The 18,237-nt window shown below is 66.1% G+C and carries 22 protein-coding genes and 1 pseudogene; all 23 read right to left on the bottom strand.

Annotated elements, in window-relative coordinates; all coding sequences use genetic code 11:
• Nucleotides 1–176: 176 nt before the first annotated feature.
• Entirely contained in the window at nucleotides 177–1,556 is a 1,380-nt protein-coding gene (locus EIO64_RS18430; protein ID WP_119310947.1) for a DUF4179 domain-containing protein, read from the bottom strand.
• Nucleotides 1,553–2,026 carry a sigma-70 family RNA polymerase sigma factor gene (locus EIO64_RS18425; protein WP_021750306.1) on the bottom strand — a complete coding sequence of 158 codons (474 nt, stop codon included), beginning with the start codon at nucleotides 2,024–2,026 and terminating at the stop codon, nucleotides 1,553–1,555. Before EIO64_RS18425 ends, EIO64_RS18430 begins: the two co-directional genes overlap by 4 nt.
• 292 nt (nucleotides 2,027–2,318) lie before the next feature.
• On the bottom strand, nucleotides 2,319–3,206 hold the full coding sequence (xerD, locus tag EIO64_RS18420) for a site-specific tyrosine recombinase XerD (protein ID WP_181446418.1): 888 nt from the start codon (nucleotides 3,204–3,206) through the stop codon (nucleotides 2,319–2,321).
• A 28-nt stretch (nucleotides 3,207–3,234) separates the two neighbouring features.
• Entirely contained in the window at nucleotides 3,235–3,870 is a 636-nt protein-coding gene (locus EIO64_RS18415) for a stage II sporulation protein M (RefSeq protein WP_051320057.1), read from the bottom strand.
• Nucleotides 3,871–4,233: 363 nt separating this feature from the next.
• Nucleotides 4,234–4,656 (bottom strand): DUF3792 family protein, encoded by a 423-nt coding sequence (locus EIO64_RS18410; RefSeq protein WP_021752115.1) that lies wholly within the window; start codon nucleotides 4,654–4,656, stop codon nucleotides 4,234–4,236.
• Nucleotides 4,657–4,721: 65 nt separating this feature from the next.
• Nucleotides 4,722–5,111: a preprotein translocase subunit YajC gene (gene yajC, locus EIO64_RS18405; RefSeq protein WP_021748962.1), complete on the bottom strand. Its 390-nt coding sequence runs from the start codon at nucleotides 5,109–5,111 to the stop codon at nucleotides 4,722–4,724.
• 74 nt (nucleotides 5,112–5,185) lie between these two features.
• Entirely contained in the window at nucleotides 5,186–6,319 is a 1,134-nt protein-coding gene (gene tgt, locus EIO64_RS18400; protein ID WP_136891736.1) for a tRNA guanosine(34) transglycosylase Tgt, read from the bottom strand.
• An 88-nt stretch (nucleotides 6,320–6,407) separates the two neighbouring features.
• Nucleotides 6,408–6,857, bottom strand: a complete 450-nt coding sequence (argR, locus tag EIO64_RS18395; protein ID WP_021748960.1) for an arginine repressor — start codon at nucleotides 6,855–6,857, stop codon at nucleotides 6,408–6,410.
• Complete coding sequence (locus EIO64_RS18390) at nucleotides 6,847–7,725, bottom strand: NAD(+)/NADH kinase (RefSeq protein ID WP_021748959.1); 879 nt, start codon at nucleotides 7,723–7,725, stop codon at nucleotides 6,847–6,849. Before EIO64_RS18390 ends, argR begins: the two co-directional genes overlap by 11 nt.
• Nucleotides 7,722–8,546, bottom strand: coding sequence for a TlyA family RNA methyltransferase (locus tag EIO64_RS18385; RefSeq protein WP_136891735.1), 825 nt, complete (start codon nucleotides 8,544–8,546; stop codon nucleotides 7,722–7,724). Before EIO64_RS18385 ends, EIO64_RS18390 begins: the two co-directional genes overlap by 4 nt.
• Nucleotides 8,543–10,393, bottom strand: coding sequence for a 1-deoxy-D-xylulose-5-phosphate synthase (gene dxs, locus EIO64_RS18380; protein WP_136891734.1), 1,851 nt, complete (start codon nucleotides 10,391–10,393; stop codon nucleotides 8,543–8,545). The genes EIO64_RS18385 and dxs overlap by 4 nt, the downstream gene beginning before the upstream one ends.
• 16 nt (nucleotides 10,394–10,409) lie before the next feature.
• Nucleotides 10,410–10,973: a hypothetical protein gene (locus EIO64_RS18375; RefSeq protein WP_025545655.1), complete on the bottom strand. Its 564-nt coding sequence runs from the start codon at nucleotides 10,971–10,973 to the stop codon at nucleotides 10,410–10,412.
• Nucleotides 10,974–11,812: 839 nt separating this feature from the next.
• Nucleotides 11,813–12,694, bottom strand: a complete 882-nt coding sequence (locus EIO64_RS18370) for a polyprenyl synthetase family protein (protein ID WP_136891733.1) — start codon at nucleotides 12,692–12,694, stop codon at nucleotides 11,813–11,815.
• A complete protein-coding gene (gene xseB, locus EIO64_RS18365) occupies nucleotides 12,691–12,930 on the bottom strand; it encodes an exodeoxyribonuclease VII small subunit (protein WP_021749003.1) in 240 nt (79 codons plus the stop codon). The genes EIO64_RS18370 and xseB overlap by 4 nt, the downstream gene beginning before the upstream one ends.
• Nucleotides 12,927–14,144 carry an exodeoxyribonuclease VII large subunit gene (xseA, locus tag EIO64_RS18360; protein WP_119310944.1) on the bottom strand — a complete coding sequence of 406 codons (1,218 nt, stop codon included), beginning with the start codon at nucleotides 14,142–14,144 and terminating at the stop codon, nucleotides 12,927–12,929. Before xseA ends, xseB begins: the two co-directional genes overlap by 4 nt.
• Nucleotides 14,145–14,230: 86 nt before the next feature.
• The gene (nusB, locus tag EIO64_RS18355; protein WP_021749005.1) at nucleotides 14,231–14,680 is read right to left on the bottom strand and encodes a transcription antitermination factor NusB; all 450 of its coding nucleotides are present in this window, start codon (nucleotides 14,678–14,680) and stop codon (nucleotides 14,231–14,233) included.
• Nucleotides 14,681–14,722: 42 nt separating this feature from the next.
• Nucleotides 14,723–15,100 carry an Asp23/Gls24 family envelope stress response protein gene (locus EIO64_RS18350; protein ID WP_021749006.1) on the bottom strand — a complete coding sequence of 126 codons (378 nt, stop codon included), beginning with the start codon at nucleotides 15,098–15,100 and terminating at the stop codon, nucleotides 14,723–14,725.
• 113 nt (nucleotides 15,101–15,213) lie between these two features.
• Complete coding sequence (locus EIO64_RS18345) at nucleotides 15,214–15,777, bottom strand: SpoIIIAH-like family protein (RefSeq protein ID WP_136891732.1); 564 nt, start codon at nucleotides 15,775–15,777, stop codon at nucleotides 15,214–15,216.
• Between the two features lie 23 nt (nucleotides 15,778–15,800).
• A pseudogene (locus EIO64_RS19385) lies at nucleotides 15,801–16,141 on the bottom strand (hypothetical protein).
• A 154-nt stretch (nucleotides 16,142–16,295) separates the two neighbouring features.
• A complete protein-coding gene (locus EIO64_RS18335; protein ID WP_021749009.1) occupies nucleotides 16,296–16,781 on the bottom strand; it encodes a stage III sporulation protein AF in 486 nt (161 codons plus the stop codon).
• Nucleotides 16,778–17,539 carry a stage III sporulation protein AE gene (locus EIO64_RS18330; RefSeq protein ID WP_158629841.1) on the bottom strand — a complete coding sequence of 254 codons (762 nt, stop codon included), beginning with the start codon at nucleotides 17,537–17,539 and terminating at the stop codon, nucleotides 16,778–16,780. Before EIO64_RS18330 ends, EIO64_RS18335 begins: the two co-directional genes overlap by 4 nt.
• Complete coding sequence (locus EIO64_RS18325) at nucleotides 17,485–17,850, bottom strand: hypothetical protein (RefSeq protein WP_158629840.1); 366 nt, start codon at nucleotides 17,848–17,850, stop codon at nucleotides 17,485–17,487. The genes EIO64_RS18330 and EIO64_RS18325 overlap by 55 nt, the downstream gene beginning before the upstream one ends.
• On the bottom strand, nucleotides 17,847–18,236 hold the full coding sequence (locus EIO64_RS18320; RefSeq protein WP_021750249.1) for a SpoIIIAC/SpoIIIAD family protein: 390 nt from the start codon (nucleotides 18,234–18,236) through the stop codon (nucleotides 17,847–17,849). Before EIO64_RS18320 ends, EIO64_RS18325 begins: the two co-directional genes overlap by 4 nt.
• Between the last annotated feature and the right edge of the window lies 1 nt (nucleotide 18,237).

The raw sequence follows: 18,237 nt of genomic DNA, 5'->3' as shown, positions 1-18,237 counted from the left end.
CAGTATACATACTGTAACAGTATAACAAATTTTCCAGGGAAGCGCAACAGGGAAAACGCGCGGGCTTCTCCCCGGCAGGATCACCCCGGCCGCCGTTCGGCGGGCAAAAAAGCACCCGCCTTGCGGCGGGCGCTCTCTCGTTCGCATGGAAGGCGGGGGATTTGACTCCCCCTCGCCTATTGGATGGGAACCGCCGCATCAACGGCGGCCATCCGGTTGTAGCAGGGGTCCAGATAGGCCGTGTCGCCCGCCAGTCCCGCCAGGGGGAAGTCCTCGGTATACCACCGGTCCTCCCCTACGCGCTCCTGCGCCGTCTCGTCCCAGTAGCCGTAGGAGGAGCCGAACTGCCAGATCTCATAATAGTTCCCGTCCTCGTCCCAGGCCCCTCTGGAGAACACGCTCCCCATGGTCCGGTTCTCCATCAGCGGGGACACCAGGTACACGATCCATCCCTCCGGCAGGCGCTCTGCGCCCTGGAACCAGGTGCCCTCCGGCAGGTTTTCGGCGGTGCCCTCCGCCAGATTCAGCTTCACCGGCGGCGCGTCCTTGTCCTTCCACCGGACGCCGGTGATGTGGAGGGTCAGGTGCTCCCCCTGGCTGAAGAAGGGGCTGTCCAGCCAGAAGGTGCCCATGCCCTCCCCCTCCGGGTCCCCGGATGCGGTGATGCCGCCCAGGCTCTTTTCAAACCGCTCGCCGTGCTCGTTCTCCAGGTACAGGTCCAGGCCCGCCAGCCAGGCGGTGTTGTCCGGGTCCGCCGTCAGGGTCAGCCGCAGATGGGTGGGGTAGATTTCCGCCTCTTGCAGCGTGAAGGTCTGGCCGTCCAGGGCAAAGGTCCGGTTCAGCTCCAGTAGCGTCCCCTGGGCGGTGAAATAGGGGTCGAATTCCAGGTGGAACGTCATCTCCGCCAGATACGCCGGCTGGTCATCGACCGGCTGGTCAAAGTAGCCGTCGCCGGTGTTCTCCGCAGGCGGCCCGCCCCCGTCCTGCTCTGCCGGGTAGACCGACAGGGTCAGATCCAGGATTCCGGGCACGTCCCGGTCCACAAAGTCCCGCTTGATCTCCACCAGCTCCCCCGGCTTCTCCGTCCGGCCGCCGGCGTCTCCCGCGCTGCCGTCGCCGGGGGTGATCCGGCAGTCCGCCCACATGGGCCCCAGGTCCGGGGCATAGTCCAGGGTGTAGAAGATGTTCAGCTGTTTGCGGTCCACGATCACATACTCCACCGTGGCGGTGACGCCGTTCACCGTCTGGGACTGGCCGATGGGCTGGACGTAGTCGTTCTCCACCGCGGCGGAGAGGCTGGGCGACCAGGCCACCGCCTGGGCCAGCTCCCGCAGCACCGGCACTGAGCCGCAGGCCCGCGCGAAGGGCGGGAACAGGTTCACCAGCAGCACAAAGGCGGCGAAGCAGGCCGCCAGGCTCCCCGCCGGGACGCCGAAGAGCCGCAGGCGGCGGTCCCGTTTCCGGCGGCGCAGCGCCCGCTCCACAGCGCCGTCCAGGGCCGCCGGTGTGGTCTCCAGCTCCTGGAGCAGGGCCTGATATTCCTCGTTTCGGGTCATGCGTCTCCCTCCTCTCCCAGTTCCAGGCGCAGCAGCTGCAATGCCCGCCGCTGGCGGGTGGCCGCGGTGCCCTGGGGAATGTTCAATGCCCGGGCGGTCTCCGCCTGGGTGTATCCTGCGAAGTACCGCAGGATCACCACCGCCCGCAATTCCTCCGGCAGGCGGCGGACGGCCTCCTTCAGGGGCAGGGCGTCATAGGCATCCGGACCGGCGCTCTCCGGCAGAGCCTCCTCCCCGGCCAGGCGCCGCCGGCGCCGCAGCTCCCGGTGGCACGCGTTCAGCACGATCCGGGTGAGCCAGGTCTCAAAAAAGTCCGGCTGACGCAGCTGCCGCAAAGCCCGCAGGGCCTGGTATACGCCCTCGTCCACCGCCTCCAGGGCGTCGGCCTCGCTGCCCAGGTACAGGTACGCCGTCCGGTACAGCCGGGCCCGGAGAGCCTCCGCCCGGCGGGCGAATTCGTCGTGATCCATGGCGGTCCTCCTTTCTCTTCTCTTCACCTATTTGAGTCCCAGGCAGCCGGTTTTGTTTGCGGCGGCGGAAAATTTTTTCACAGGCAGGCAGAACGCCGCTGTGCATTTCCGTGGTCTGCCGTGCGTTTGCGCAGAAAAAAGTCCCGGCCAGGGCATGTGCCTGGACGGGACGCCTCTGCCCCTGGCCGCAGTCGGCCGGGGGCCGTCTTTGCCGTGCAAAGGCGAGGGGATCGGCAGAGGCGGGCTCTGCCCGCCGGAGCGTCGGCGGGAGGCGCCGGTGCTCCCCTTGGAATTACGCCCGGGGATGGGCTTTCTGATACACATCCTTCAGCTGGCGCTTCACCACATGGGTGTAGATCTGGGTGGAGGAGATGTCCGCATGGCCCAGCATCTCCTGGATGGACCGCAGGTCCGCGCCGTTTTCCAGCAGGTGGACGGCAAAGGAGTGGCGCAGGGTGTGGGGGGTGATGTCCTTTTCGATCCCCGCCTTCTCCTGATAGTACTTGATGATCTTCCAGAACCCCTGGCGGCTCATGCGCTCGCCGTTCATGTTCACGAACAGGGCCTGCTCGCCGCCGTCGGCGATCAGCTGGGGCCGGATATCCCGCACATAGTCCTGCAGCGCCTTCACGGCCGTGTGGTACAGGGGGATGATCCGCTCCTTGCCCCGGCTGGCACACCGGATGAAGCCCGCGGAGAGATTCAGGTCCTTCAGGTCCAGGGAGATCAGCTCGCTGACCCGGATGCCGGTGGCGTACAGCAGCTCCAGCATGGCATGGTCCCGGTATCCCTTGGCGTCCACGCACCGGGGCTGCTCCAGAAACAGCTCCACCTCTTTGCTGGTGAGGATCTCCGGATACTTCCGCTCTGCCCGGTCCGCGCTGATGCTCTTGGCGGGGTTGGCCTTTACGGCGCCGGCGGAGAGCAGAAAGTTGTAAAACGACTTGACGGAGGCCAGGAACCGGGTCACCGAGGCGGCGGACTTCCCCCGCCCCCGCATCCAGCTCATGTAGTCCTGAATCATCTCTCCGCCGGCCTGCCGCAGCGTGCAGCTCTGGTGCTCCCGCAAATACGCGGAGAACTGGGTCACGTCCCGCAGATAGGAGCAGATGGTGTTCTGGGAGGCGTGACGCTCCTCCGCCAGATAAGTCCCAAAGTCCGCAATGTCGTCTCTTGCCAAGGGTGCTCTCCTCCCTCTCTCTTTCTCTCTACCCCAGGATGCGCTCCAGCATCAGCCGCAGCAGCACCGGGGACAAAAACAGCTCCGCACACACACCCGCCAGCAGCGCCAGACAGCAGGCGCCGAACCGGACCCAGCAGGCCCGGCCGTAGACCACAGGGGCAGTCCGCCGTCCTCTCCCAAAGGACACGGCCGCCAGTCCCGCGGACGTCCCCCAGGAGGCCGCCGCCAGCAGGAAATAGCAGGGCAGGGTCACCATGCACCGCAGGCCGAACACCGCCAGGGCCAGCAGCACGCCGTCCACGCCGAAGGCCGCCGTGAAGCAGCACACGGAAAAGGACAGAAAAAAGCCGTAAGCCGCCGTCACACAGGGCAGCAGCACCACCCCGATGGAGGCGAACCCCAGCAGAAATGCAAACAGCGGATAGCGGAAATAGATCACCAGGGCCGACAGAGCCGTCTGGACAGTGGGCGCTCCCTCGCCCCCCAGGCGGACGTAGTCCTCCAGATACCGCCGCAGCTCGTCCCCCGTGGTGTCCGGCACCCGGCCCGACAGGACCTGTCCCAAAAGGACGCCGGCCAGGAAGAACAGCGCCAGCAGAAGCAGGCGGGGCAGCGTGGGCAGCTGGACCGTGGGCCGCTTCGTCAATGTTCTCGTGTTCAATCCGCCTCACCTCACCGCATCCTATGCGGGGGCAGGCGGATTTATGTAGCGGTTGACGTAAGACCTTGCTTGTTCTAATATAGTTGAATTCGCCGGATTTTGCAAGGAATTTACGGGAATTTTCCGTTTTTTGTGAGTTATGGCAAAATATTATGTAAACAATATTATGTTAACTTTGTAAAATCGGCGTGAGAGATCACCTCCCCCGCCCCGAAAAACGACAATATCTTGTAGACATAAAAGCGGCGGCGCCCCACATTTGCCGCCGCCGTCTCCCCTGCCGCGGGAGACCTCCCGCCTGTGGCCGCAGTCTCCGCGGCAGGGCTCAGATCTGTATTTTTGGTGAAATTCACAAGCGGCTTTTCAGGCCTTGCGGCCCCTGCGGACCGGACGGCGCTTCCGCTTCCTCCGCCGGCCACCCAACAGGCCCGCCAGAAGTCCCCCGCCTGCGCCGCACAGCAGCAGCACGCCCCCGCGGCCCAGCCAGGTGATCTGCTGCCAGCACAGCAGCGCCACAGCCACCACCGCCAGCAGAAAGCCTGCGGCGCTCACCATGGCGCTGGCCAGGCTGCCCCAGGAGGAGCGGCGGACACTGAGCATGGCCCCGGCGAAGGACGCCAGACAGCACGACGCCGCCACAGCGGGAAAGCTCCCCTCCTCCGGCAGCACCGCCTTCACCACCAGCGCGGACAGCAGCACCGTCAGCAGCAGATAGATCCCCAGAGACAGCGCCGCGCCCTCTACGAACACCAGCCACAGGGCTGTCTGTTTCCGCCCGTTACCCATAAAAATTCCTCCCCTGTCATCGCTCTATCCGAGCTTATGACAAGGGAGGGTGGTTTTATGATGGGTTAGTCCTTCTTTTCCTCTTCAGAGGATGCATCGGTCTCCTCGGCGGGAGCCTCGGGGATCTCCTCGGTCTTCTTGACCTCGTCCTCTTTCTTCTCCTCCTTGGAGGACTTCTCCTCGCCGGAGGACTGGACGCCGGTGGTGGAGACGGCCCACTTGGTCAGCTCCATACGAACCCGGTCGTCGCTGGTCTCGATGACGATGGTGTCCGGCTTGACCATGACGATCTTGCCCACGATGCCGCCGATGGTGGTGATGGTGTCACCCTTCTTCAGGCTGTCCCGCATCTCCTGGGCCTTTTTCTTCCGCTTGTTCTCCGGGCGGATCAGCATGAAGTAGAACACCGCAATGAGAACAACCAGCATGATGATAGAGGAGGAAGCGCCTTCCATAACAACAAAACTCCTTTTCGTTCCAAAGTCAGAATGACAATATTATAGCAGATATACCAGCTTTTGCAAGGGGGTCATGCGCGTTTTTCCAAATTTCCGCTGTAACGGGCCCGAAAATCCGCGAACGTCCCTTCGTCCAGGGCCCGGCGGATGCGGGCGGCCAGCTCATTGTAGAAGTACAGGTTGTGCAGCACCGCCAGCCGCAGGGCCAGCACCTCATCCGCCTTGAACAGGTGCCGGATGTACGCCCGGGAGAAGTGGCGGCAGGCGGGGCAGCCGCAGCTCTCGCTGATGGGCCGGGGGTCGGTGGCGTACTTCTCGTTGAGGATGTTCACCGTGCCCTCCCAGGTGAAGAGCTTGCCATGGCGGCCGTTGCGGGAGGGCATCACGCAGTCGAAGAAGTCCACGCCCCGGGCCACGCCCTCGATGATGTTGCTGGGAGTGCCCACGCCCATGAGGTACCGGGGCTTGTCTTTGGGCATGTGGGGCTCCACCGCGTCGATGATCTCGTACATCACCTCCGCGGGCTCCCCCACCGCGAGCCCCCCGATGGCGTAGCCGTCGCAGTCGATCTTGGCGATCTGGTCCATGTGCCACACCCGCAGGTCCGCAAACGTGGCGCCCTGGTTGATGCCGAAGAGCATCTGCCCCGGGTTCACCGTGTCCGGCAGGGCGTTGAGGCGGTCGTGCTCGGCCTTGCACCGCTCCAGCCAGCGGGCGGTGCGCTCACAGCTGGCCTTGGCGTATTCGTAGGTCGCGGGGTTCTCCACGCACTCGTCAAAGGCCATGGCGATGTCGCTGCCCAGGTTGGACTGGATCTGCATGGACTCCTCCGGCCCCATGAAGATCCTGTGCCCGTCGATGTGGGAGGCGAAGGTGACCCCCTCCTCCCGGATCTTCCGCAAAGAGGCCAGGGAGAACACCTGGAACCCGCCGGAGTCCGTCAGGATGGGGCCGTCCCAGTCCATGAACTTGTGGAGCCCCCCCATCTGCCGGACGATATGGTCGCCCGGCCGCAGGTGCAGGTGGTAGGTGTTGCTGAGCTCGATCTGGCAGCCCACCTCCTTCAGATCATGGGCGGAGACGCCGCCCTTGATGGCCCCCTGTGTGCCTACGTTCATGAACACCGGCGTCTGGACCACGCCGCCGTGGGCGCAGGAGAATTCGCCGCGCCGGGCGCGGCCCTCGGTTTTCAGCACTTTGAACATCCAGTGATCTCCTTAATATCGAATCTGTTCCATATTTTGTAGGGCGCATCCCGTTGGACGGGAGGAACCGGCTCCCGCCGGGGATGCCTCACAGCATCTCCTTGATCTCCTCGCAGAAGCTGGCCGCGGACTCCGTGTCCCGCATCACCAGAAAGGCCGTGTCGTCTCCCGCCAGGGACCCCACCATGTAGGCGACGCCCATGTCGTCCAGCGCGGCGCAGGCGGCGCTGGCCAGGCCCGGCATGGTCTTGATGACCACGATGTTCTGTGCGCTGTCGATGCTGGTGATGCTCTCCCGGAAGATGGTCCGCAGCTTCTCCGCGAAGTTCAGCCGGGTCCGGTTGCCGGACACGGCGTACTTGTACACTCCATGGCCCACCGGCTCCTTGATGAGGTGCATCTGCTTGATGTCCCGGGAGATGGTGGCCTGGGTGCTGGTGATCCCCCGCTCCTGGAGACGGACGAGCAGCTGCTCCTGGGTCTCGATATTCTCCTGGCTGATGATCTCCAGGATCATGCTCTGCCGGTCATTTTTCATCTTCAAATCCTCCTGGCAGCATTTTTTGTGCAAAGATCTCACAGAAGCTCCGCTCCGACAGCCGCACCAGCCGCACGGTGTGCTTGGACCGGCGGACCTGGATCTTGTCGTCGGCCTTCAGGGAGAAGGCCCGGCTCTCGTCCACGAACAGATACACCGGCTTGCGGCCGTTGCGCTCCAGCTCGATGGTCAGCGTGTGCTCCGGCGAGAGGACATAGGACGAAAAGCGCATGTTGTGGGTGCAGATGGGACAGACCACCATGGTCTGGGCCACCGGCTCCACCACCGGCCCCCCGGCGGACAGGGAGTAGGCCGTGGACCCGGTGGGCGTGGCCACGATGACGCCGTCTCCGGCGATATCCGCCAGGTGCCGCCCGTCGGAGGAGATCTTCAGATGGATCACATGGGAGATGGGACCCTCCCGGATCACCGCGTCGTTCAGGCCCAGATTCGTGTAGATCTGGCGGCCCTCCCGCTGGACGGTCACGTCCAGCATCATCCGCTGTTCCGTCTGGAAGTCCCAGTCCTTCAGCTTCCGCAGGGCCTCCAGCTCCCCGGCCTCCAGCTCCGCGATGAAGCCCAGGCCCCCCATGTTGATGCCCAGCACCGGAATCTTGTTCAGGGCCACCAGCTTGGCGAGATGCAGGATGGTGCCGTCCCCGCCGAAGGTAATCAGCAGGTCGGCGCTTTTCAGCTCCGCCGTCAGGGGCCGGGTCTTGTAGTCCCCATAGGCCCCGTCCTTCTGGTCCTTGAAGGGGGGACACACCACCGTCTGGAAGCCCATCTGCCGCAGAATGGCGTCTGCCCTGCGGGTGGTCTCCATGCCCCGGTCCCGGTTGGGGTTGGGGCAGAGGATGATCTTTTTCATGGGTTGCCTCCCTCTCCGTGCTCCTTCAGGGTCTGGTGAGACTCGTCCACCAGGGCCTTCAAATCAAATGTACGCTCCTGCCGGGGACCCTTTTCCAGATATCCCAGGTACTCGATGTTCCCCTCCGGGCCCCGGATGGGGGAATAGGTCAGTCCCAGCACTGTGAAGCCCGCGTCCCCGGCGTGGTCCAGAAAGTGCTCCAGCACCTCCAGGTGGACCGCCGGGTCCCGGACCACGCCCTTCTTCCCCACCTTCTCGCGCCCGGCCTCGAACTGGGGCTTCACCAGGCAGGCGGCGTGGCCGCCGTCCTTCAGCAGGCCGTTCAGGGGCGGCAGGATCAGCTTCAGGGAGATGAAGCTCACGTCCACGGAGGCGAAGTCCAGCTCGTCCGGCACCTGCTCGTGGGTGAGATACCGGGCGTTGGTCCGCTCCAGGCACACCACCCTGGGGTCGCTGCGGAGCTTCCAGGCCAGCTGGCCGTAGCCCACGTCCACGGCGTAGACCTTCTCCGCGCCGTTTTGCAGCATACAGTCGGTGAAGCCGCCGGTGGAGGCGCCGATGTCGGCGCAGACGGCGCCGTTCAGGTCGATGGGGAAGGCGGCCATGGCCTTCTCCAGCTTCAGCCCGCCCCGGCTGACGTATGCCAGCGTGCCGCCCCGGACCTCGATCTGGGCGTCCTCCGCCACGGCGGTGCCGGGCTTGTCCACCCGCTGGCCGTTCACAAAGACCTCGCCGCTCATGATGACCGCCTGGGCCCGCTGGCGGCTCTCCTGAAGGCCCCGCTCCGTCAGCAGGACGTCCAGCCGTTTTTTTTCACTCATGTACGCGCCTCCTGTACCGCCCGGGCGATGCCCGCGGCGTCGATGCCTGCCTGATGCTCCAGCTGGGGCACGGCCCCCTCCGGCAGGAAGGTCTTGCCCAGGTTGATGAGCACCAGCTTCTCCGGCGCCTGGCCGTGCTGGGCCAGGATGGCCGCCGTCCGCTGGCCCACGCACCCGGCGCCGAAGGCATCCTCCGCCACTGCCAGCAGCTTCTTCCCCGCCAGCCAGGGCGCCAGCGTCTCATACTCCAGGGGGGAGATCTGATTCAGCTTCAGCACCTCGGTCCTGACGCCCTGCCGTTCCAGCAGGTCCGCCGCCGCCAGGGCCTGATTCACCAGCACGCCGTAGGTGAGGAGCGTGACGTCCTCCCCCTCCCGGAGCCGGACCACCGGCGCACCGGACCGGTCCTCCCGGTAATCGCCCTCGCCGCCCCGGGGATACCGGACCGCCACAGGCCCGTCGATCTCAAACAATGCCTGCCGCAGCATCCGCCGCAGTTCCGCAAAGCTGGCGGGGCACAGCACCGTAAACCCGGGGATCTCCGACAGGAACAGCGCGTCGAAGCAGCCGTGGTGAGTCTCGCCGTCGGCCCCCACCAGACCCGCCCGGTCCACCCCCAGCACCACATGGAGCCGCTGGAGGGCCACGTCATGGATCAGCATGTCGTAGCCCCGCTGGAGGAACGAGGAGTACACGGCAAACACCGGGAGCATCCCCTGCTTGGCCAGGCCCGCGGCCATGGCGACGCCATGCCCCTCAGCGATGGCCACATCGAAGAACCGGTCCGGGAACTCTTTGGCAAAGGGGGCCAGGCCGGTGCCGTCCGCCATGGCGGCGGTGATGGCGCAGACGCGCCCGTCCTCCGCGGCGCAGGCGGCCAGCGTCCTGCCGAACACGGCAGAGAAGTCGTCTCCCCCGCTCTTCTTCACAAGGCCCGTCTCCGGATCGAATGGCCCCACGCCGTGGAACTTGTCCGGGTTCTGCTCCGCGAAGGAGTAGCCCCTGCCCTTCACGGTCTTCACGTGGACCACCACCGGGCACTGGAGCTCCCGGGCCCAGGCCAGCACGTGGACCAGCCGGTCCAGGTCGTGGCCGTCGATGGGCCCCAGGTAGGTGAAGCCCATGTCCTCAAACAGGGTGCTGCCGGGCCACAGGGCCTTTTTCAGGGACGTCTTGACCTTGTGGTTGAACCGGTACAGCGGGTTCTCCATGGGGTGCTGTCCGAACAGGCCCCGGTACCACTTCTTGAAATGGTAGTAGGCGGGCTTGGAGCGGATCTGGCTCAGATGGCTGTCCACCGCCCCCACGTTGGGGTTGATGGACATGCCGTTGTCGTTGAGAAGGACGATCAGGGGCTCGCCGGAGGCACCGGCGTTGTTGAGGCCCTCATAGGCCAGTCCCCCGGTCAGGGCGCCGTCCCCGATCAGCGCCAGAACACTGTAATCCAAGTGCTGTAAAGTTCTTGCTCTTGCCATCCCAAGGGCCACGGAGACGGAGTTGGAGGCATGTCCGGCGATGAAGGCGTCGTGTTCGCTCTCTCGGGGCTTGGGGAAGCCGGAGAGGCCGCCGAACTGCCGCAGGGTGTCAAACAGCGCCTGCCGGCCGGTGAGGGCCTTGTGGACGTAGCACTGGTGCCCCACGTCGAACACCAGCCGGTCCTTCGATGTGTCGAAGACCCGGTGGATGGCCACCGTCAGCTCCACCGCTCCCAGGTTGGAGGCCAGATGGCCGCCGGTTTTGGACACATGCTCCACCAGGAACTGCCGCAGCTCCCGGCACAGGGGCTCCAGCTGTTCCCGGTCCAGGGCCTTCACGTCCGCCGGGGTATGGATATTCTCTAAGATCAAATGACCCAGCCTCCTCTCAGCGGTGGAACAGGTGCAGAAACCTTCCCACCCAGTAGACCACGCTGGTGCTTTTGTTCAGGGCCACTGTCTTGCCCAGGGCCTTGCCGCCGATGGTGAGGCCGGACACCAGGGCCGTCACCGCCACGCTCAGCAGCACGCTCTCCGGCAGGGCAAAGGCCGTCTGGAGCCGCACCACGATCACGGCAGTGGTGGTCCCGCTGACGATGCCGCAGATGTCCCCCACCACGTCGTTGCAGACGCTGGACACCCGCCCGGCGTTCCGCAGCAGGACCAGCGCCTCCTTGGCGCCGGGCTCCTTGTGGGCGGCCATGGAGTGAAAGGGCCTGGGGTCCGCCGCCGTGACCGCCACGCCGATGATGTCGAACAGGATGCCCAGGCCGATAAACACCGCCAGCACCAGCGCGGCAGCCGCCGCGCCCGCGCCGCTGAGACTGGTTTCCGACGCAAGGCTCAATGCCGCAGACAGGACGATGGCAAGAAAAAAGACCTGCACGGCCCACCGGTAGGGGCCCGGCCTCTCCCGCTCCCGTCCGCGCTTTCGCTTTGGGGTATCGCTCAAAAAAAGTCCCTCCACTTGGGAATGAATTCCAGTTGGCTAAGTCGGCGGCGGCGGAAAAGGTAAATCTTACGGCTTAGGTACGGGTTGGATTTCCCCGCGGCACACCTCTCGTTGCCGATGGAGGCGGTTCCCCCTTCGGTGCCGCGGCACAGTGTCGCCAGCCATGCCACCCGATCGCCACTTAGTCCGCACTGCAATCCCTTTTCAGCCCGGTCAGGACAGCCTAGGTGATTTCCACCCCAGTCGATCCGTCCCTTTAGCCTCTTTTGCAAACCGGGTTTCAGGGGGCGATCAAACGGGCCCTCTGGCCAGAGGGCCCCGCCTGTTGTTCCCCCATCCACCCGCCTCACGCAAGGCAGGCTACGTCTGCACACAGCGTTACGGCCCCGCAGGGCCGATGCACCGCGCTGCAGGTTCATCAGCTGCTTCGTACGCGGCCCGGAATACCACACTGGGAGTACGTCCGCGCACAAGAACAGGTCTCCACGGAAACAGGGTCGTCATCACCATGCCATTGGAAAGCGCCCTGAGTCCGCAAGCGCAGGCAAAGCCAGGCTTCCCCCCAGCACCCACCCGAAACTGGGCGTATCAAGCAGGCACCAGAGGTTTCATCGGTGTGCCCTTCAGAGGATTTTTAGCCCCTCCTTCGGAGACGGATGATCTGACTAGAATACTGCGCCGCCGCTTAGCGCCATACAGTATATCACAAATCTAATAAATATACAACATATTCCGTATATGCGTCCGTAAATTTTTTGTGACCGGCCGGGCTGTCCTCCCGATGCGGACAGTCCCCGGCGCCGGACAGAAAAGGGGCCGCCGTCCGGCGGCCCCGCTCTTCACTTGTTCCGCTCCGCCAGGGAGTCCGCCAGGGCGGCCAGGATGCCGTCCGTGTCCCAGTCCGCCACCGCGGCCTTGGCCGCCTCCGTATGGGCGCGGACCGCCCGGCCGCAGCCCTCCAGCCCCAGCAGGTCCATGAAGGTGACCTTCCCCTCCTCTTTGTCGGAGCCGATGGGCTTGCCGAACTCCGCCGCGTCGCCGCACACGTCCAGCATGTCGTCCCGGATCTGGAAGGCCAGCCCCAGCTCCTGGGCGTACGTTTCGGCGGCGGCCATCAGCCCGCCGCTTCCGCCCGCCGCGGCCACGCCCAGGCGGCAGGCCCCGGCGATCATGGCCCCGGTCTTGAGCCGGTGGACCTCCGTCACCTCCGCCTCGGTCTTCGGGGCGTGGAGGGTGTCCAGCACCTGGCCCGCCACCATGCCGTCCGCGCCGGAGACCTCCGCCAGGATGCGGCCGCAGGCGGCCCGGCGGCTCTCGTCCAGCCCCGGCGCCGTCAGGATCAGGCGGTAGGCCTCCGGCTGGAGGGCGTCCCCCGCCAGCACGGCCAGCGTCTCGCCGTAGACCTTGTGGTTGGTGGGCTTGCCCCGGCGCAGGTCGTCGTTGTCCATGCAGGGCAGGTCATCGTGGATCAGGGAGTAGGTGTGGACCAGCTCCAGGGCGCAGGCCATGGGCAGGGCCGTCTTCCAGTCCGCAAGGCCCGCCAGCCGGGCAAACTCCAGGGTCAGCACCGGCCGGATGCGCTTGCCCCCCGCCAGCAGGCTGTATCGCATGGACTCATACAGGTCCCGCCAGTCCGGACTCCCGGCAAAGAGGGTCTCCAGATACGACTCCACCGCCGTGCGGTAGGTCTCATACCGGGTCTGAAACACCTGTTCGCTCATCCCTGCTCCTCCTCTCCGAAGGGCAGCTCCACCGGCGCGCCGTCGGGGCCCTTCATCAGCTTGACCACCTTCTGCTCCGCCGCGTCCAGCTCCTGGGAGCAGGCGGCGATCAGCTTCGTCCCCTCCTCAAACAACGCCAGAGAGTCCGCCAGGGGGGCATCCCCCTTCTCCAGTGCCGCCACGATCTCCTCCAGCCGGGCGATCTCCTGCTCGAACGTCTGTTTCTTCGCGCTCATGGCTGTTCCTCCTTCGTATAGGGCTTGTCCACCACGGCGGTGAAGCCGCCCTCTCCCAACGTGACGGACACCCGGCTGCCCGGCGCCGTCTCCCGCCAGCTTTTCAAGATCTTCCCTTGCTCATCCCGGGCCACGGCGTAGCCCCGGCCCAGCACCGCCAGTGGGCTCATGGCGTCCAGCGACGCCGCCAGGGCCGCGAATTTCTGCCGGTGCCGCCCCAGCACCGCGCCGGTCACGTCCCCCAGCCGCTGCTGTAAGTGGTCCAGGTCCAGCCGCTTGTCCTGGACGTAGGCCATTCCGTCCGTCATCACCCGCTTGGCCGCCAGGGCGGTGAGCCGCTGCCGGGCGGTCTCCAGCCGCGCCGTCTCGCTTCTCGCCATCCGCTCCCCTGCGCCCCGGAGCCACCGCAGCAGCTCCACCTGGTCCGGCACGGCGATCTCCGCCGCGTTGGAGGGGGTGGACGCCCGCGCATCCGCCACAAAGTCGGCGATGGTCACGTCCGGCTCGTGGCCCACGGCGGAGATGATGGGCGTCTCACAGTCGTAGATGGCCCGGGCCACCCGCTCGTCGTTGAAGGCCCACAGGTCCTCCATGGACCCGCCGCCCCGGCCGGTGATGATGACGTCCCCGATCTTCCACCTGTCCGCGTACCGGATGGCCCCCACGATCTCCGGCGGGGCCTCGGCCCCCTGGACCCGCACCGGCAGCAGGATCACCCTGGCGATGGGATACCGGCGGCGGAGGATGCGGATCATGTCGTGGACCGCCGCCCCGGCGCCGGAGGTGACGATGGCGATTTTCTCCGGATAGGGCGGCAGGGGCTTTTTGTGGGCAGGGTCAAAGAGGCCCTCCTTCCACAGCTTTTCTTTTAACTGCTGGAAGGCCACCGCCAGGTCCCCCACCCCCTCCGGGATCAGGGAGTCGCAGTAGAGCTGATAGGCCCCGTCCCGGGGGAACACGGTGATGCGGCCGGAGGCCACGGCCTTCATGCCGTTCTCCGGCCGGAACCGGAGGCGGGAGGCCTGTCCCCGGAACATGACGCACCGGAGGGCCCCCTCCTGATCTTTCAGGGTGAAATAGTGGTGGCCGGAGGGGTAGATCTTGTAGTTGGACAACTCTCCCCGGACGGCGACGCCCTGTAAAGCCGGGGCACTGTCCAGCAGGCCCTTCACCAGCTGATTCACCTCTGTGACACCATAGATATGTGGTTCCATACGCGTTTGCTCCTTGGTCCCTGCGGGCAGAAAACGAGGAGCCGGACGGCGGCGTCACGCCCCCGTCCCGCTCCGCAGGACTGCCCTTATTCCGCTGTCTCCCGGCGCACGAAGGTGCCCAGGATGCCGTTGATGAACTTCACCGTCTCCGGCGTCTCATACTTCTTGGCGATCTCCACCGCCTCGTTGATGGAGGCGCCGTGGGGGATGTCCGGCATGTACAAAATCTCATACATGGCCACCCGCATGATGGCGGAGGCCACCAGGGGGATCCGGGCAAAATTCCACCCCTTGGCGTATTTGGCGATATACCCGTCCAGCTCCGGAGCGTGGTCGGCCACGCCCCGCACCAGGCGGCGGATGTAGTCCGCCTGCTTGGCGTTGGGCGTCTCCTGATACAGCGGGTCCTCCTCCGCCAGGGCGGCGAAGGACTCCGGTGTCAGGCGCTCGTCCAGCAGCTCCTCCACCGGCTTGTCGGTGAAGCTCAGCTCGTAGGACAGATGAATGGCGATCTCTCGCGCGGTGTTCCGTACCATAACCTCAACTACGTCCTTTTCTCTCTCATTCCCATCCGGGACTCAGGCCAGCGTCACGCCGCCCACGTGGATGTTGACCGCCTCCACAGAGCAGCCGGTCATGGCCTCCACCGCGCCGATGACGGCCTTTTGGGCATTTTCCGCCACCGTGGGGATGGGGTGGCCGTACTCCACCGTCAGATAGATGTCCAGCACCAGGGCGGCGCCGGTCATGTCGATCTTCACACCCTTGGCGCCCTTCTGGGCGTTCTTCTTGTTGTGGACCAGGTCCGTGACGCTGCCGCCCATGGCAGTCACCATGCCGGACACGCCCTCCACATCCCGGACGGCGCCCACGGCGATGGCGGCAATCACTTCCTCGGAAATGTTGATGCTCCCGTTCTCCTCCGGCAGCGTCATATACTCTTTGCTCTCGCCCATCGTAAGCCTCTCCTCACTGTTTGATCCTTGGTAGAGACGGGGGTCGCCCGCCGCGTCCCAGAAGAATGGTTCCAGGGTGTTATTTTACCATGTTTCCCGGGAAAATACAACAGCTAATTTGAGGCCATGATCTTGATGCCGCTGGCTGGGTATCCGGTCTCCGTCATGGCGATGTCGGTGATCTTGGCCACGTCCTCGGCCGTCAGCTCGCCGGTGCCGGTGTCCACCACCACGCTGATGCTGTCCTCCCCCATGAAGGCCACGCAGTCGGTATAGCCCTTGGCGGTCACCAGGTTTTCGATCTGGGCCTCCTTCATGGTGTAGCCCGCCAGCACCTGGATGCCCTCCGACGCCTCGTTGGCCACCGCCGCGTCGGCCCCGGACTGGTCCGCCGCCTCCTGCAGCAGGGAGATGGCGTTGTCCCTGGCCTGCTGGCGGGTCAGCCGGGCGGAGGCGAAGTAGTCCCCGCCGGTGTAGACCGCCTCCTCATCCGTCCCGGCCTCGCCGCCGTCCTCCTGACCGCTGACCAGCGTGGCTTCCCCCAGGATCTTGGTGCCGGTCTCCTCCACGGCGTCCGCCGCCTGCTCGCCGGTGTACTTCCAGTTCAGGGCCACTGCTGCGCACACCAGCAGCACCATCGTGGCCACCACGGTATTCCGCTTCCATCTCGCGCTCATGGGCTGTCTCCTCCTCCAAATCATCACTGCGATTTTGCCACGGTGATGCGGTCTGCGGAAAGGCCGGTCAGGGCCGCCACCGCCTCCGTCACCGCCAGCTTCACGTCCGCCCGGTCCCCGCCCTGGCACACCACCAGGGCCCCCGATAGGTGGGATACACCGTCCGGGTCACCACCGGCGCCTCGGCGCTCCCGTCATCCACCAGCACGGTCTGGGAGGAACGGGAGTAGTCCTCCGGCGCCGCGGTGGAGCCGCTGTAAGAGAGCTCCGAGTCCTGTGCCAGCTGCCGCTCGCCGTCCGATTCCACGGTCAGCAGCACCTGCACCTCCCCCACGCCCTGGATGCGGCCCAGAATGTCCTCCATCTCCTGCTGGAGCTCCGCCTCCACCAGGGCGGCCGCCTGGGGCGAGGCGCGCTCCGCCGTCTTCCCGTCCCCGCCGGGCCACAGCAGCAGCACGGCTCCCGCCAGCGCCACCAGCGCCACGAATTTGTACTTGTCCCATATCCTTCGCACTCCTTCAGTTTTCTGCTTCCCGCTCATGCCAAACCTGCCTCTCCGCCGGGATGCCCAGTTCCGTCTCCAGCGCCGACGCCAGCGCCTGCGACCAGCTGCCCGTCAGCTCCGCGGACCAGGGCACCGGGATGCCGTTTCCCTCCGTCCGCGTCTCCACCCGGACGGTCACCTCCAGCCCCAGCTCGCCCGCTTTGTCCAATATATATGCTTCTGTCTGCTCCGCTATGATAGAAGCCATGGCCTCGGTCTGTGTGTCGGCCAGCTCCTCCTGCCGTTCCTCCACCGCCGCCTGGTAGTGGTCGAAATCCAGCTCCAGATGCTCCAGGTCTGCCCCCAGCACCGGCCGCAGCAGCACCAGCAGCAGGATGAGCCCGCCGGTGAAGCCCGCCGCCTTCCGCACGGTGCCCGGCGGGATCAGGCTCTGGGCCGCCGACAGCAGCACCGACACCAGTACCACGGAGGTCAGCCACGCCCGCACCGCCTCCATCATGGCATCACCGCCCCCACGGAGGCCAGCACGGAGATGAGCAGCAGCAGCGCGCAGCCGCCGGTCATGCCCAGAATCAGGCCGAAGGCGCCTCCCAGCCCGTCGATGAGCTTGCACAGCCCCGGCGCCCCCACCACGGAGGCCAGATACGCCGTCAGCTTGTACAGCAGGTACTGGACCCCCAGCTGCAGGAAAGGATAGGCGCAGGCCGCCAGGATGGCCAGCATCCCGAAGACGCCGATGGTGTTCTTCAGCATCCCGGCCCCGGCCAGCACCGTCTCCGACGCGTCGGCGATGATGCCTCCCACCACCGGCACCACGCCGGAGATGGCGGCCTTTGCCACCTTCACCGTGGCGCTGTCGGCGGAGCCGGAGATGATCCGCACGATGGAGAGGTAGATGGTGAACACCAGCAGCGCCGTGGTGAGGATCCAGGTCACCAGCTTTTTCAGCGCCTCGGCAATGGCCCCCAGCCGGTTTTCCGGCAGGCAGGCCGCCGCCGTCAGCAATCCGATGTACAGGTACACCAGCGGCAGCAGCAGCTGCCGGATCAGCCGCAGCAGCAGATCCACGAAGAACACCGTGGACACCTGCTGCACCGTGGCGGTGGTGACGGCCCCGCTGGCCGCCGTGGCCGCCGCCAGGGTGGGCAGCAGCGCCTGGGAGAAGTCCGCCAGCTCCCCGATGGTCCGGCTGCCCAGCCCCATCAGGGAGTCCAGGCTCCCGGCGGAGGCCAGGGTGATGGACAGCGCCCCCGCCATGGGCAGGAACGCCGCCCCCTTCCCCCGGTCCCCTGGGCGAAGCCCTCCACCACGCCGCACAGCACCACCACCAGCAGCACCGCCGCCGCGCCCCGGGTGCGCTCCCGGACCACGTCCCCCACCTGGTCCGCCAGCCGGTCTAAAATGTTCCCCACCCCCTGGGCAAAGCCTGTCCCGCCGGAGAGGTCCCCGCCCGTGAGATCCTCCGCCGCCTCCGGGGCGGCCCGCTCCAGCTCCGCCGGCAGGTCCGCCGCCGCGGCGGAGGTGGTCAGCGCCAGCACCAGCGCCGTCAAACAGATCCACCATTTCATCCCATCAGCTCCAACAGCATGTCCAGCACCGCCCGCAGCAGCGGCAGGGCCGCCAGCAGGGCGCAGAGGGTCCCCGCCGTCTCCACCACGGAGGCCAGGGCGCTCTCCCCCGCGTCCCGGCAGAGGTTGCCTCCCACCTGCACCACCAGGGCGATGCCGATGGTCTTGTACAGGGGCACAAACAGGTCCGCGGACACGCCGCTGGCCGACCCCAGCTCCCCCAGGAAGGCCAGCAGCTCCTTCACCACGCCCGCCAGGGCCAGGGCCACCACCACGGCGGCCCCCACCGCCAGCAGCAGCGCCGTCTCCGGACTGCCCCGCTTCACCACCAGGGCCAGCAGCGCCCCCACCACGCACAGCCCCGTCACCTGGATGACCTGCTCCATG

Source organism: Dysosmobacter welbionis (assembly GCF_005121165.3).
Taxonomy (GTDB): Bacteria; Bacillota; Clostridia; order Oscillospirales; family Oscillospiraceae; genus Oscillibacter; species Oscillibacter welbionis.
This window is presented reverse-complemented; position numbering and strand designations above follow the sequence as displayed.